Genomic DNA, 14838 nt, shown 5'->3' with positions numbered 1-14838 from the left:
TCTTTGTGGAATTGAACTTGCGTAAAGAAGTTGTATTGAAGCGTAAGCGACTTTTACAACTTTAGCAAGTTCAATGAAACAAAGATATAAATTCTAGGCAAAAATTTCACAGTTCCCGGAAAATAAATATTTCATTTTTTCTCTTCCACGTGGTGCGCAATAGAATTCTATTTTTCTATGTAGTTAATTACATGTTTTATAATCATATTAATGCTTCCATCACCATTACGCTGAATTTCAAATTTACTATTATCATGATAAGCATCTTCATTAATATATAAATCTATATCTTTATCAATTTTAAGTCTAATTCTCTTAAGTTTTTTTTCAACCCAAGCCTTATCAACTGCAACCTCCTCTTCTAATCCATTTCCCTTCATAAAAACTTCAAAGTCTTGCTTTTTTGTTGGATCTTCTTTAAATAATTCATTAGAAATTTCTTGGATATTAATTGAATCTTCTTCTTTTAATTTACTCTTAACAGTTGTTCTAATTAATTCTGCCTTTTCAGCATTTTCTGTAATATTACTTCTAGTCCAAGCTTCTGTAGCCTTTAAGAATGTCTTTGTCATATCTCTTTTATTAGCAACAATACTACAGCCTAAAAAGCTATTCATAAAATAATTAGCTCCATATTCATCATCTTCATTAGATTTCTTTTGCTTATCAATGACATATAAATCAAATATTTGCCCTTCTCTAATTGGTTTTATAAATGCTGCCTTTTGAATTCTTTGACTACTACCTGGTAACCCTGCTGCTTGTGGAACTATTCCTATTCCAATCTTATCATTAACAAACTCTACAGAATGAGTAAAGTTTTTAACATAATCCATTTTTAGTATTCCTATCATTGGACCAACATCTGTAATTAAAGATGCTACTATTAAATCACAAGCTGGAATATTAACATTTCCTTTCATGATAGAAAAAAGTTGTCTAGATAATTCCTTGGACAACCCAAGAAAATCATTATCTACCCCGTTTAAATAATCCTGTACTATTTCTTTTACAATATTTCTTTCCGAATTAAAAATTGCTGTTTTTAGTTCTTCATCCTTTAGACACTTTTCAATATGCTTATGTAAAAACTTATAAATATCCTCACTTAATTCTAATGTGTATTCATTTAAAATTGGTTCTGTTGAGTTACTATCAAGAATATGTATTACTGCTTCCTGAATATTTATATCATTTATGTATTCCAAAATATCACCTCTATATGTATTATACTAATACTAATAATATTTTCTACAGAAACATTATAACACTTACTAAAATACTTATTTAAAAACCTTTTTACTATACTCTAAACTAAACTTTTTAAATAAATTTACAGATGGGGTAAGATATCTATTTTTTAAAGTAGCCAAATAAATAAATCTTTCATGCTTAGGATTTGTTATTGGCAATACCTTGACATTATAATACTTTAAAGATGATATTCTTGGAACAACTGCAATTCCATAGTTTATTTCAACTAATCCTGCAACGGCATTGTCTTCTTCAACTTCACATATAGTATTTGGTACAATATTTACTTTTTCGAATAAATCTCCTATAATTGATCTAATTCCACTCTTTTCACTAAAACCTATAAATGGATAATTCCCCACTTCAGTTAAATCTACAGATTCATTTTTTGCTAAAGGATGTTCATTTGATACAATAAGTACTAACTCCTCATTGGCAATAGGAATAAAATCTATATCAGGTTCATTTTCTACTATTGAACAAAATACCATATCATACTTTTCTTCCTTTAGTCCCTCAATAAGTGTCTTTGTAGTTCCTTGACTAAATAAAAATTTTATATCTTTATTTTTATCGTTATCTGTAAAATCTTTTATAAGATGTGGTATAAATCTTGGTCCTAATGTATATATATATCCTAATTCTATAGTTCCTGTCGATACATTAGTTAATTCCCTAATCTTTTTCTCACCCTTTTCTAACTCACTCAATGCCCTATCTACATATTCGAAATATATTTTTCCATATTTAGTTAACTTAATATTTCTACCTTGCTTTTCAAATAGATAAGTTCCTAAATCTTTCTCTAATGTTGACATAGCATGACTTAAACTTGGTTGAGTTATTGATAATTCTTCAGCTGCCTGTGTATAATGTTCTAATTTTGCTAGAACTCTAAAATAACTTAAGTGATTTAAATTCATATATAACATCCTCCATATTTATTAACTATTATAATGATTCTTTAAAGAAAACCATTACTTTGTTATAAATTGAACTTATTATTTTTACCTTATTTTTTAATATTTTAATAATATTATAACATATCTATAGATTTTTTCTATAAATAAATACAATAATATGTATTAGAATAATTAAAAATAATATATTAAAATTTAATTTGTAAGTTAAACAAGGACTTTATACATAATTACGTTAAATTTTTATCAAAAGGAGTATTAAAAATGCAAAATACGCTTACTAAAAATAAGTACATGCCAACGGCATTAGCTATGTATATTAACTACTTTATACATGGTATGGGAGCTATCATACTGGCTCAAAACATTGATTTCTTAATGGAGCAACTTAATACTAACAAAGCTGGTGTATCATATGTTATCTCAGCTTTAGGATTAGGTAGATTAATTGTGTTATTTGTATCAGGTGTATTATCAGATAAATATGGTAGAAAACCTTTCGTACTTTTAGGTATGGGGACTTACGTATTATTTATGGGTGGTATATTAATTAGTACGAACGTTACTATGGCATTCTTCTTTGCTTTATTAGCTGGTATGGCTAACTCATTCATGGATGCTGGTACTTATCCTGCATTAACTGAATGTTTCCCTAATGCATCAGGAAGTGCTAACGTTGCAATTAAAGCATTCATTTCAGCTGGTCAATTTATATTACCATGGATAATAAGCTTCTTAATTGCTAATAACCTTTACTACGGATGGTCATTCATATTCTGTATTATAGTATTTGTAATCAACGGATTATTTATATTCAAACTTAAATTCCCTGAATTCAAACCTGTTGAAAAAGCTGAAACTACTACAGAAAATGTTGAATCTAATGTTAAAGCCAACTTCTGGATTGAAGGTATTTGCTTAATCTTAATCGGATTCACTGCTACTGCAACATTCCAAGTAATCGCAAACTGGTTACCATCATTTGCAAGAGAAGTAGCTGGTGTTGAACAAACTATTTCACTTAAGCTAATAAGTATATATAGTACTGGTTCAATAGTATCTGTATTTGTTACTTCTATATTAGTTGCTAAATGGATTAAACAAGTTAGATTTACATTTGTTTACCCATTAATATCATTAATTATGTTAACAGTACTTTGGATGTTCCCAAGCACTATGACTTGTATAGTTGCAGCATTCGTAATTGGTTTCTCAGCTGCTGGTGGAGTTCTACAATTAGCATTAACTTCAATGTCAGAGTTATTCCCATCAAGCAAAGGTAAAATTACTGGTATAGTATTCACATCTTCAAGTTTAGCTTCTACTATAGTACCAAGTATAACTGGTATATTAGCAGATATAAACTTAAGCCATGTAATATTATTTGATATCGGAATAACTGCTTTAGGTGTTATTTTAGCACTTATAGTTAATATCAGATATAACATAGTTAAGAAAAATGAATTAAAAGCTAATAAAGCTTCTTAATAAATTTCAAGAGATTGTACAAAAATTGTGCAATCTCTTTTTTAGTTTTTAAACTCTTTATTTATATAGATTGAGTGAAATCTATATGAATTCAATATTAAAATTTATAATTTCACTTTATTATAACAATGATAAACATTTGCAATAGCTTAAATATAGAATACAATATAAAAGGGGGGATTGCCATGAAAACTTTAAAATCAAATAAAAAGCTTATAATTTCACTTAATATTTTTATTGTATTTATTCTATTATTAATTATAATCTTTTCTATTATTAATAATAAGAAGAAAATTAATACCGATCTTAACAGTAAAGCATCTAGTACTAATAACGTTTCTGGTATAAACTCTAAAAATAATGTTCAAGCTGAATCAGAGTCTGAATCTGAAGAAATAAATTTAGTTTATAATAATCCTAATGATGAATATCTTGTATTAGTTAATAAAGAAAATTCGCTTGAAGAAAATTATGAACCTGATGATTTAGTTATTCCTAACATTCCACTACAAACCTCATCTGATATGACAGCTCATGTTAGATATCAAGTGGCTGTAGAGTTAGAAAATATGTTTAATGATGCTAAAAAGGTTGGTATTAATCTAATTGGAATTTCGGGATACCGTTCATGCGATTATCAAACTACAGTTTATAATGATGCTGTTGCTAATGATGGAGCTATATCTGCTGATAATTATGTTGCTCAGCCTGGTCATAGCGAACATCAAACCGGTTTAGCAATAGATGTGTTATCTGATGAATATAGCAATTTAGATGAAGGCTTTGAAAATACAGAAAGCTTTAAATGGTTATCCGAAAATATTAGCAATTATGGCTTTATAATTAGATATCCTAAAGGAAAAGAAGATATTACAGGATATAGCTACGAACCATGGCATTTACGATATGTTGGGAAAAATGCTGCTAAAGAAATAAATGATAACCAATTAACTTTGGAAGAATATCTAAAATAAACCTAGTTTAAATTCGAACTAGGTTTGTTTTTATACTCTCTTTGATTCTCAATTATATCTATATTGTAGATTAAATTCTAAAAGTTTTTTGCAATATTACTAGCATTATTTATTGCATCCTTTACTTTCCCTTCAACATCAGCACCCATAACATCTAAGTTTTCTATTGCAAGTGTTTCTACTTCTGTTATACCAAAGAATCCCAATATAGTTCTTAAATATCTATCTCCCATTTCATATGGTGCATTAACATATTCTCCACCTCTAGCTACTATGTGTATAGCCTTTTTATTATTTAAAAGACCTACTGGACCTTCAGCTGTATATTTAAATGTTATACCTGTTACACTTACATAATCTATATAAGCCTTTAAAATTGCTGGGAAACTTAAATTCCACATAGGTGCTGCAATTATATACTTATCTGCTTCTGCAAATTGATATGCATATTTTAATTTTGGATTATTTTTGCTCTCATCATTTTTAGGCCCAAATATTACTCCTAAATCTTCTTGTCTTAAGAAATCTATGTTTTCTTTATATAAATCTAATACAACAACTTCATCATTAGGATTATTTTTCTTATATTCTTCTACGAAACTATCTGATACTTTAAAAGTTCTAGATTCTCCTTCTTGTTTAATATTGGCTTTAATATATAATACTTTACTCATAATTTTTTCTCCTCTTTATAACTTCTACTTTTTAAAATTCTTCTGTTCCAAACTTATTACTCTCAAAATATTCATAAGCTTGATATATTTCTTTCATTGTATTCATAACCAATAATCCATGTGATACTATTGGTTCATTTATAAGTTCTCCACTTAATACAATAAATATTAAAAAATCTCTCTTAATTTATAACTAATTAGTGATATTGTCAAATATACTCAAAATGTATAATAAAAACCATATAACTATATATTTCTACATGGTTTTATAAAAATTAAATTATTAAATTCTAAGAACTTTTCAACCCCCTTACATTCCACTTAACAAACAACATAAGTCCAATATTAAATATAGCTGAAACTAATAGTATAATTCCTATTGGTATTCCCATATCTATAACTTGTCCGAATAATAACTGCCCCGGCGCAACACTTATAGTTGCTACTGCTGTTGAAAATGCTGATACACGTCCAAGCATTTCTCTTGGCACTTGCTTTTGTATAAATGTTAAAGTTAATACATTAGATAATGATAAAGATAACATTATTGCAAGACCTCCAAGTGCAAATATCCCAGCTAGAGCATAATTATTTAACTTTATAAACCCTAATGTAGACATTACAATAACACCTGCTATCATCGGGAAATATGTATAATGTACCTTTTTCATAGAAAACATATTAGGTTTTACACTAATCCAAAATCCACCTAATATCATTCCTAATACACATATTGCTTCTACAATTCCAAAAACCTCTGATGGAAGTCCTAAAAATACATTTATAAAATATGGAGCAACTATAGATAGTATTGGTACTAAGAAAATATTACATAACGCATAAGAAGCTATAATTCCAAGTACAATTTTCTTTTGATTTTTTAAATAAACAAAGCTTTCTTTCATATCTACAAAAGACTTTTTAACAAAATCCATAGATAATATTTTTTCATTATCCTTATTAACTGCTATTTCCTTCTCACTAATAACTTTATCTTTTACCACGTCTGGAATATCTAAAAACATTTCCATTATTGCAGAAACCAAAAAGCTTACTGCATTTATTATTACTATTACTTTTATACCTAACAATCCATAAAGAATACCAGCTAGTATTGGCCCAACAAAGTTAACTATTGAACCAACTTGGTTAATTACTCCATTTGCTGAAGTTAGTTTATCCTCTTCTACTATTTGCGGTATTGAAGATGTTACTGCTGGTCCATATAAAGTAGCACATACTGATAACATAAACATAACAGTACCAACTATTAAGGCACTATCATTTCCTCTAAGTAATATGAATGCATATACTCCAATTAGTATCGAGCAAAATAAATCTAAATATACCATTATCTTTTTTCTATTTATATTGTCAGACAATCTACCTGCAATTGGTGCAAATAAAATATAAGGTATTGTTGATATGGCTAATATGTTAGCAAAAGTAGCTGTACTACCTGTAAATTCTAATAAGTATAATGACATACTAAATCTTTGAATTGCATTTCCAAATAAAGAAATAATCTGTCCTATAACTATTATTATAAAATTTTTATTTTTCATCTGTCCCCCTAAATAAGTCATACTCCATACATATTGGATATTGTCCATCTTCACTTACTGTAAGGTTGGCATCTATTCCATATATAGTTTTTAAATTTTCTTTATTAATTACATCCACTGGTCTTCCTTGACAGATAATCTTTCCCTTTTTAAGACCAATAATATTATCTGCAAATCTACAAGCATTATTAAGCTCATGAAGAACTATAACTACTGTAATATTTTTTTCTTTATTAAGCTTTTGAAGCACTTCTAATACTTCAAGTTGATAAGACATATCAAGATAAGTTGTAGGTTCATCAAGCATTATTATTTCAGTTTCTTGAGCTAAAGTCATAGCAATCCAAGCTCTTTGCCTTTGACCACCAGATAAGTTTTCAACTCCTCTATCAGCAAATTCACTAAGACCTGTTTCTTCTATTGCCCAATCAATAATTTCTTTATCCTGACTAGTAAGACCACCAATCATTTTTTGATGTGGAAATCTACCAAATGCAACAAGTTCTCTTACTGTAAGTCCATCTGGACAAACTGGCCCTTGTGGTAAAAATGCAACTTCTTTTGCTATGTTCTTTTCTTTTATCTTTTTTATATTTTTATTATTAATTAAGATATCACCAGTCTTAGGTTTATTAATTCTTGCTATAGTTTTAAGTAAAGTTGATTTACCACATCCATTTGCTCCAATTATTATGCTTATTTTTCCCTTTGGTATAGATAAACTCATATCTTCAATTATAGTATTATTTTCATATGCCACACTTAAGTTCTTTACACTAATAGCTTCCATAATTATTTCTCCTTCATCATTAAATAAATAAAATATGGTACTCCAAATATTGATACTGTTATTCCTACTGGAATTTCAATTGGAGAGAATAAATTTCTTGAAACTGCATCTGCAAGAAGAACTATAATAACACTTATAATTGCTGAAACTGTAACAAACTTTTTATGATAAGGTCCAACTAACTTTCTTGCAATATGAGGAGATATAAGTCCTAAGAATCCAATATTACCTGCAAATGCTGTTGCAGTTCCTGCTAATATAACTGCAAAAGTTAAAAATTTCTTTCTTTCTTTTTCTAGATTTAAACCTAATGATATAGCAAGTTCATCTGAAAGATTTAAAACATCTAACTTTTTATGATTTAATAGAACTACTATAAACATTAAAGCTACTATTGGAATTATTACCTTTGCATAGCTCCATCCAGATCCCCAAAGGCTTCCTGAGGTCCAAACTAAAACTCTATTATAGTCTCCAACACCACCCCTAAAAGTGAAGAATGTTATAAATGCATTAAGTCCTGCATTTAATCCAATTCCAATTAATAAAAGTTTTTTAGGCTTTATTCCTTTTCTACTAGACATCATATATATTATGAATGCAGTAACTGCTGCTCCTATTATAGCCATAGCAGGTAGTACAAATATAGATAATTGTCCAAGCTCACTATAATATGCCCCAGTTGAATATGTAATAAACAATACTGCTGCCACAGCAGCTCCAGCATTTATACCTATTATCCCTGTATCTGCTAAATCATTTTTTGTTATAGTTTGAAGAATTGCTCCTGCTGTTGATAGTGCAATTGCTACAAACATTCCAACTAATAACCTTGGAAGTCTAATAGTTAATATTGCTGTATTTTGAAGTTTCGTTCCATTTCCTAAAAGAGTATTAATAACCTCTCCTGGTGAAACCTTATATGTACCCCAACATAATGTAACCATAAAGGAGATTATTAATAAAACAAGTAAAACTGATATAACTATTTTAAATTTTTTCTTATTCATTATCCCCTCTCCTTTCTAGCTACTGATATGAAGAATGGTATTCCTATTAATGCTGTAAACACTCCAATTGGTGTTTCATAAGGATCAAATATCATTCTTGCTGCAATATCTGCAAAAGTTAGAAGAACTGCTCCAAGTAAAAATGAACATGGAATATTTCTTCTATAATCTTCTCCTAATACTTTTCTAACTATTTGAGGAACTATAAGCCCTACAAAAGCTATATTTTTACCAACTGCAACTGCTGCTGCACACATTGGTATCATAACCATAAGAGTAATAAATCTTATTTTTTCTGGATTTTCTCCAAGTCCAATTGCAACATCATCACCTAAGTTCAATATATTTATCTTTGGTGATAATAATATTGCTATAATAAGCCCTATAACTCCTACTATAAAAATCAATCTAAAATCTGCCCAGCTTGCATTTCTAAATCCACCTGATACCCAAAATCCTATCATTTGAGATTGATTTGATAATAAACCAATTACCGTAGTTAAAGAAATAAAAAACGTACTCATGGCTGTTCCTGCTAAAAGTATCTTTGCAATTGAATTATTATTGGCTTTTTTTGATATAAATCCTAAAACTATTATTCCAGTTATTAATGCTCCTATAAAAGAAGCTATCATTACATTTTGTGTAGTTATTCCTATTCCTGCTGCATAAAAAATAGCTATTACTAAAGTTGCTCCTTGGCTTATACCTAAAATAGATGGTTCAGCTATTGGATTTCTCGTAACACCTTGAATCATTGCTCCTGTTACTCCTAATACTCCACCTGTAAATAATACAGCAAGAGCTCTTGGAATACGTACATCTCTAACTAACATAAGCTCTAAAGTTTCACTATAATTAAATATACTATTCCAAATGTCTGAAAACGTAATATGGACTGACCCTAGCCTAATGGCTAAAGTCAATCCTCCTATTAAGAGCAACAAACTACAAATCACAAATATTATTGTACGTTTATTACTTTGTTTCATTTAACATGTCACCTATTTCGTCTACTAATATTTCTCTTCCGATTGAACTGTATCCTTGGTTAAAGTATGGTGATGATTCTAATACTACTACATTACCATTTTTAACTGCAGGTAAGTTATTCCAAATACTATTTGCTTCTAATTGAGCTAAATCTTCATCTGTTGCAATTAAGAAGATATAATCTGATTGAATTGCTGCTAATCCTTCATAAGTTACAACTGGTAAACTAATATCTGTTTGTTCTGGCATTCCTGCTGGCTTAGCTAATCCCATATCGTTATATAATACATCCCCGAATCCTGCACCATCAAAGATAAAGAACTGTCCACCACTTGCTAAGAATGAAAGATATGTTGTATCTTCACCATATTCTGCCTTGATTTTATCTCCAGCTTCTTTTGCTTTAGCTTCATAATTAGCTATCCATTCATTAGCATCATCTTCTTTGTTAAATACTTTTGCTAAAGCTTTAACATCATCTTTCCAGTTTAAAGCTTCTAATTGAATCATAACTGTTGGAGCAATTTCACTTAATTGATCATACATTTTTTCTTGAACTGTTGATATAACTATTAAGTCTGGGTTTAAGTTCATAACTGCTTCCACATCCATAGTATCTTGCATGCTATATCCTAATATTTCAGCTCCACTTAATGTCTCTTCTAAGTATGAAGGGAATTTAGTGTAATCATAAGCATCACTATTTGCAGTCCCTACAACTTTATATCCTAAGATTGATAAAATATCACTATTACCACTTAAATCTACTATTCTTTGAGGATCTGCTGGTATTTCTACTTCCCCTCTTACATCTGTAATTGTTACAGTATTTTCTGAAGTTTTATCTTCATTTTTCGCACCATTACTTGCACATCCAACAAACATCATAGCTGTCATACAAGTAGCTACTAAAGTTTTTAATATTTTCTTCTTCATTAGTATACCTCCATATATATTTCATAAACTATTTTTATCTTTCTTGTTCTACATGAGTTGATTGTATATGAGAGTCATTCTCATTTCAACTATTGCACCTAATTTAATAATTTTATCATCCTATTAAATAATTTTTAAGTTACTACTCTCCTTTAAACTAGTATTTCCATATCTTTTATAAATAATTATTGCGTTATAAATTAAAAACACATGCAAAATTAAAAATTTCACATGTGCATTAATTATTTTTATGTTATATTATTTAATAATCTAATTTAATAAGCATTGAGGGATATTATGATTTCTAAAACAACAAAAGATTTTCAAAATGAAGTTTTAAATAAAATGACCTTTAAACCTTATAAAACTGAAAATTATACAATTTATAAAAATGAAGCTAAACCTGAACTTGGATATTTTATTAAATATAGTAGAGAAGGATATTATGATTTTGGAATAGGAGACTATACTATTCCTGTAGATTTCTCTATATCTTTCGAACATCATGAACATTTAATGAGATTTGGTACTGTCTATACAGGCGAAACACAATTTGAAATTGAAAATAATCCTATATCCTCTTTTAGTCCTTCATCTTTTTTTGTGTCTGAAAAAGGAATAAAAGGAAAGCAAACGTGGAAAAAAGGTCAACACTTTCATGGTGCTGAAATAACAATTTATAAAAAATATTTTGATGAAATAATACGACCAAGCTTTCCTAAAACTATAGATTTTGATAATTTTATTAGTAACTATACTTATAGATATTTACCACTTGAGATATCTTCTATCATTCAAGGATTAAGAAGTATGTCTGAAGTTGATAAAATAACTCCTATTTATTTAGAAAGTAAAATATTAGAATGTATTGCTCTACTATATAATGAAATATACTCATCTCCAGGGAATGTTTTTACTAATCAATTAAATTATGGAAAAATTAAGATAGGAAAAGATAGATATGTTACTTTAACTGCCGCTGATGCTAATGCAATACAAAAAGCTCATGATATATTAACAGAAGAAGCTTGCAATCCTCCTACCATAAAAAGTTTAAGTAAAATGGTATTTTTAAATGAACAAAAATTAAAAGCTGGTTTTTCTGCAAAATATCATATGTCCATTAGTGAATATACTAACTCTATTAGAATGACAATGGCTGAAAATTTATTATCTACTACTGACTTAAGTATTGATGAAATTTCTAAAAATCTTGGATATAATTATAGTAGTAACTTTGTAAAAATGTTTAAAAAAACTCATGGAAAAACACCCTTAGCCTTTAGAAAATTTAAAATTTGACATACTTCTTTCAAAATTTTTTTATGAAATTAATTATTTTTGCAACATATTCCTCAATCTCCATCTAATATATTAATTTTCTAATACAAAATTAGTATAATTAAATAAAACACTATGGAGGTAAAATATGAGTGATATACGAGTAATAATAATGGATGTTGATGGTACATTAACTAATGGAAAAAAAGAAATAACTAAAAAAACTAAAAATGCTTTAATTAAAGCACAAGAACTAGGAGTAACTTTAATATTGGCCTCTGGAAGACCTACTTCTGGATTAATGGATTTTGCTAGAGAGTTAGATATGGATAAACATGATGGTCTTCTAGTATCTTTTAATGGCTCTAAAGTTGTTGATTGTCAAACAAATAAAGTTTTATTCAATGAAACCATGAGTGTCGAAGAAGGACAAGCAGTTCTTGAGCATATGAAAAAATTTAATGTTAAGCCAATGATTGATAAAGGAAATTACATGTATGTAAATAACGTGTTTGATAATGAAATACTAATAAATGGTGAACCTTTTAATATAATTCAATATGAATCTCGTGGTGGTAAATTTAAGTTATGTGAAAAAGATGATTTAGCAGCTTTTGTTGATTATCCTTTAAATAAAATTTTAACTGCTGGCGATCCTGATTATTTACAGGAAAATTATAAAAACATGATGGATCCTTTTAAAGATAAATTAAGCTGCATGTTTACAGCACCTTTTTACTTTGAATTTACTGCAAAAGGTATAGATAAGGCAAAAGCTTTAGATACAGTTTTATCTCCTATGGGCTTTAAAAGAGAAGAAATGATTGCTTTTGGAGATGGAGATAATGATGTATCAATGATTGAATATGCAGGCATTGGTGTAGCAATGGAAAATGCCGTAGATGACTTAAAAGCCATAGCTAATGAGGTTACTTTATCTAATGAAGAAGATGGTATTGCCTATACACTAAGTAAATATGTTAAAGAAATAGAATTTTAATAAGATATTAAAATTACATAGTCAAATATTATATAATGTTCATGAGGTGATCTTCATGAACATTTTTTTCAAATTAAATAAACTTACTAACTTAACTGAAAATAAAAAAATATTAGTTAAATATATACAAGATAATACTGAAATATTTGTCAAAATGAGTGCTTCTGAAATTAGTGAAGCTTGTTTTGTTTCAACATCTACAATCTATAGATTATGTCAAAAACTTGACTTATCAGGACTATCAGAATTAAAAGTACAAGCTTCTTCATCAATTAATGAATATTTAATAGAAAGTAGCTCACTAGACTATAATTATCCCTTTAAACAAAATGAAACAGAACATGAAATTGTACTAAAAATGATTGTATGTATACTGAATTTTTTAAATTGGACTATAAAAGAAATGTACACTATAAACTTAACACTTATAAAAAACTCTCTAATAATTTATAGCTATTATTAGAGAGTTTTTATGATAAATCTGTAACTCTTTTGTAACAATTTCCTTGAAAAATTACCTTATAATCTTATTAATAGTAATAATTGCGAGGAAATCCTAATGAGAAGAAAAATATTGAGTATAATCACTCTAATCATGTCATTTTATATTATATTTTCATTTATTATTGGTATGTTAAATGGAGTTTTTAAAAACAAAAATAAATCTAAAAAAGATTATTTAGTACAATTAGAAAATCAACCTTTAGATGATTTACAAAATAAAATTGATACTTATCACAATGATATTTTAAATACCAATAATAATATCCTATCAAATGAAGATATGAATTATTCTAAATACTATGAAAATACTATTTTTATGGGCGATTCCATAACTGAAGCATTATCTGAATTTGGTATTTTAGATAGCTATAACGTAATTGCTAACAAAGGTGATACTGTAATAAAGGCTTCGCAGAATATAGACAAGCTTCAAGGTATTAACCCTAAAAATTTAGTTTTATTATATGGAATGAATGATGTTATAGCTTTTGATAGTAATTCATCTCAAGAAAGCTCTAATGCCTTTAAAGAGAATTATATTGAACTTATTAATTCAATTAAAGCAGTACTACCAAAAACAAATATTTATTTAATATCACCACTTCCTGTAATGAATAATGCAGTTAATACAAATTATAGATTAACTAATGAAAATTTAAATGAATTTAGATTGAAGGTTGCTGAAGTTTCCACTGCTACAGGTAGTACTTATATAGATTTAGCAAGCGTAATAACTGAAAAAGATTATCTGCATGAACAAGATGGAATTCACTATAAATATGATTTCTATACACTATGGCTAGATCTTCTCAAGAACTACATACAGTAAAATATAAATTTCATATATAACAAATTTAACTCTAAATATTAATCTTGTTATAAACTTTAAACTTTTATAATTTATTATATTATTTAATTTATAGTGAGGACTATATGATACATAAAAATACAAAAATTAAATTTAAGAAATCAAAAAAATATACAATTTATTATTTAATTGAAATAGCCATAATTATTTCTTTATTCATAGGTTTATATCCTATATTAAGTGTTAAAAGTGCTGATATAACTTCAATAAAAAGTGATTTAGAAAAAAATATAGACTCAGAATTTATAAATGTTGGTGATGAAAAAACATTAAAAAATCTATACTATATAAATATAAATTCTATTGAAGATTTTGTATCCTATGCACCTAAAAGTAATATGGATGTTGAAGAAATATTAATCTTAAAAGTAAAAAAAGATGAAAATATGTCTGAAATAAAAGCAAAAGTTAATAAGAGACTAGAAAAGCAAAGAGAAAGCTTTAAAAACTATAGTCCAGAAAAATATAAAATTATTGAAGACGCTATATTAGAAGAAGAAGGTCAATATTTAATATTTATTATTTCTGAGAATTCTTCATCTATATACAAAATAATTAAAGATAACTTTAAATAAGGAAAT

General features: G+C 27.6%; 16 protein-coding genes. 7 read left to right on the top strand and 9 right to left on the bottom strand.

Annotated elements, in window-relative coordinates; translation table 11 throughout:
• Nucleotides 1-167 precede the first annotated feature (167 nt).
• Complete coding sequence (locus tag Q0Y03_RS08815; protein WP_297713461.1) at nt 168-1208, bottom strand: nucleoid-associated protein; 1041 nt, start codon at nt 1206-1208, stop codon at nt 168-170.
• Nucleotides 1209-1283: 75 nt separating this feature from the next.
• Nucleotides 1284-2177, bottom strand: a complete 894-nt coding sequence (locus Q0Y03_RS08810; protein ID WP_297713460.1) for a LysR family transcriptional regulator — start codon at nt 2175-2177, stop codon at nt 1284-1286.
• Nucleotides 2178-2438: 261 nt separating this feature from the next.
• On the opposite strand from Q0Y03_RS08810, the gene Q0Y03_RS08805 reads away from it, so the two are divergent.
• Nucleotides 2439-3662 carry an MFS transporter gene (locus Q0Y03_RS08805; RefSeq protein ID WP_297713459.1) on the top strand — a complete coding sequence of 408 codons (1224 nt, stop codon included), beginning with the start codon at nt 2439-2441 and terminating at the stop codon, nt 3660-3662.
• 185 nt (nt 3663-3847) lie between these two features.
• The gene (locus tag Q0Y03_RS08800; RefSeq protein WP_297713458.1) at nt 3848-4636 is read left to right on the top strand and encodes a M15 family metallopeptidase; all 789 of its coding nucleotides are present in this window, start codon (nt 3848-3850) and stop codon (nt 4634-4636) included.
• A 77-nt stretch (nt 4637-4713) separates the two neighbouring features.
• Here the strand turns inward: Q0Y03_RS08800 and Q0Y03_RS08795 are convergent, their stop codons facing one another.
• From Q0Y03_RS08795 to Q0Y03_RS08765, 7 genes are all read right to left on the bottom strand, one after another.
• On the bottom strand, nt 4714-5310 hold the full coding sequence (locus Q0Y03_RS08795; protein ID WP_297713457.1) for an FMN-dependent NADH-azoreductase: 597 nt from the start codon (nt 5308-5310) through the stop codon (nt 4714-4716).
• A gap of 31 nt (nt 5311-5341) precedes the next feature.
• The gene (locus Q0Y03_RS08790) at nt 5342-5473 is read right to left on the bottom strand and encodes a pirin-like C-terminal cupin domain-containing protein (protein ID WP_297713463.1); all 132 of its coding nucleotides are present in this window, start codon (nt 5471-5473) and stop codon (nt 5342-5344) included.
• 127 nt (nt 5474-5600) lie between these two features.
• A complete protein-coding gene (locus Q0Y03_RS08785; RefSeq protein ID WP_297713455.1) occupies nt 5601-6875 on the bottom strand; it encodes an MFS transporter in 1275 nt (424 codons plus the stop codon).
• Nucleotides 6865-7665 carry an ABC transporter ATP-binding protein gene (locus Q0Y03_RS08780; RefSeq protein ID WP_297713454.1) on the bottom strand — a complete coding sequence of 267 codons (801 nt, stop codon included), beginning with the start codon at nt 7663-7665 and terminating at the stop codon, nt 6865-6867. The genes Q0Y03_RS08785 and Q0Y03_RS08780 overlap by 11 nt, the downstream gene beginning before the upstream one ends.
• A gap of 2 nt (nt 7666-7667) precedes the next feature.
• Nucleotides 7668-8675, bottom strand: a complete 1008-nt coding sequence (locus Q0Y03_RS08775; protein ID WP_297713453.1) for an iron ABC transporter permease — start codon at nt 8673-8675, stop codon at nt 7668-7670.
• Nucleotides 8675-9667, bottom strand: coding sequence for an iron ABC transporter permease (locus Q0Y03_RS08770; RefSeq protein ID WP_297713452.1), 993 nt, complete (start codon nt 9665-9667; stop codon nt 8675-8677). The genes Q0Y03_RS08775 and Q0Y03_RS08770 overlap by 1 nt, the downstream gene beginning before the upstream one ends.
• On the bottom strand, nt 9654-10604 hold the full coding sequence (locus tag Q0Y03_RS08765) for an iron-hydroxamate ABC transporter substrate-binding protein (RefSeq protein ID WP_297713451.1): 951 nt from the start codon (nt 10602-10604) through the stop codon (nt 9654-9656). The genes Q0Y03_RS08770 and Q0Y03_RS08765 overlap by 14 nt, the downstream gene beginning before the upstream one ends.
• Nucleotides 10605-10901: 297 nt before the next feature.
• Between Q0Y03_RS08765 and Q0Y03_RS08760 the strand changes: the two genes are divergently transcribed.
• From Q0Y03_RS08760 to Q0Y03_RS08740, 5 genes are all read left to right on the top strand, one after another.
• Complete coding sequence (locus Q0Y03_RS08760; RefSeq protein WP_297713450.1) at nt 10902-11906, top strand: helix-turn-helix domain-containing protein; 1005 nt, start codon at nt 10902-10904, stop codon at nt 11904-11906.
• Between the two features lie 127 nt (nt 11907-12033).
• A complete protein-coding gene (locus Q0Y03_RS08755) occupies nt 12034-12885 on the top strand; it encodes a Cof-type HAD-IIB family hydrolase (protein ID WP_297713449.1) in 852 nt (283 codons plus the stop codon).
• A gap of 55 nt (nt 12886-12940) precedes the next feature.
• Entirely contained in the window at nt 12941-13348 is a 408-nt protein-coding gene (locus Q0Y03_RS08750; RefSeq protein ID WP_297713448.1) for a hypothetical protein, read from the top strand.
• A gap of 96 nt (nt 13349-13444) precedes the next feature.
• Nucleotides 13445-14218, top strand: a complete 774-nt coding sequence (locus Q0Y03_RS08745; protein ID WP_297713447.1) for a GDSL-type esterase/lipase family protein — start codon at nt 13445-13447, stop codon at nt 14216-14218.
• Nucleotides 14219-14322: 104 nt separating this feature from the next.
• Complete coding sequence (locus tag Q0Y03_RS08740; RefSeq protein ID WP_297713446.1) at nt 14323-14832, top strand: DUF4358 domain-containing protein; 510 nt, start codon at nt 14323-14325, stop codon at nt 14830-14832.
• Nucleotides 14833-14838: the final 6 nt, after the last annotated feature.

Source organism: Clostridium sp. (assembly GCF_026168755.1).
In the GTDB taxonomy this organism is placed as follows: Bacteria; Bacillota; Clostridia; order Clostridiales; family Clostridiaceae; genus Clostridium.
The sequence above is the reverse complement of the archived record's forward strand: the minus strand, read 5'-3'. Positions and strand labels throughout refer to the sequence as shown.

Coding starts and splice junctions, on each gene's coding strand:
- Q0Y03_RS08810 (WP_297713460.1), bottom strand. CDS start 2,177: ATGAATTTAAATCACTTAAGTTATTTTAGAGTTCTAGCAAAATTAGAA.
- Q0Y03_RS08805 (WP_297713459.1), top strand. CDS start 2,439: ATGCAAAATACGCTTACTAAAAATAAGTACATGCCAACGGCATTAGCT.
- Q0Y03_RS08800 (WP_297713458.1), top strand. CDS start 3,848: ATGAAAACTTTAAAATCAAATAAAAAGCTTATAATTTCACTTAATATT.
- Q0Y03_RS08795 (WP_297713457.1), bottom strand. CDS start 5,310: ATGAGTAAAGTATTATATATTAAAGCCAATATTAAACAAGAAGGAGAA.
- Q0Y03_RS08785 (WP_297713455.1), bottom strand. CDS start 6,875: ATGAAAAATAAAAATTTTATAATAATAGTTATAGGACAGATTATTTCT.
- Q0Y03_RS08780 (WP_297713454.1), bottom strand. CDS start 7,665: ATGGAAGCTATTAGTGTAAAGAACTTAAGTGTGGCATATGAAAATAAT.
- Q0Y03_RS08775 (WP_297713453.1), bottom strand. CDS start 8,675: ATGAATAAGAAAAAATTTAAAATAGTTATATCAGTTTTACTTGTTTTA.
- Q0Y03_RS08770 (WP_297713452.1), bottom strand. CDS start 9,667: ATGAAACAAAGTAATAAACGTACAATAATATTTGTGATTTGTAGTTTG.
- Q0Y03_RS08765 (WP_297713451.1), bottom strand. CDS start 10,604: ATGAAGAAGAAAATATTAAAAACTTTAGTAGCTACTTGTATGACAGCT.
- Q0Y03_RS08760 (WP_297713450.1), top strand. CDS start 10,902: ATGATTTCTAAAACAACAAAAGATTTTCAAAATGAAGTTTTAAATAAA.
- Q0Y03_RS08755 (WP_297713449.1), top strand. CDS start 12,034: ATGAGTGATATACGAGTAATAATAATGGATGTTGATGGTACATTAACT.
- Q0Y03_RS08750 (WP_297713448.1), top strand. CDS start 12,941: ATGAACATTTTTTTCAAATTAAATAAACTTACTAACTTAACTGAAAAT.
- Q0Y03_RS08745 (WP_297713447.1), top strand. CDS start 13,445: ATGAGAAGAAAAATATTGAGTATAATCACTCTAATCATGTCATTTTAT.
- Q0Y03_RS08740 (WP_297713446.1), top strand. CDS start 14,323: ATGATACATAAAAATACAAAAATTAAATTTAAGAAATCAAAAAAATAT.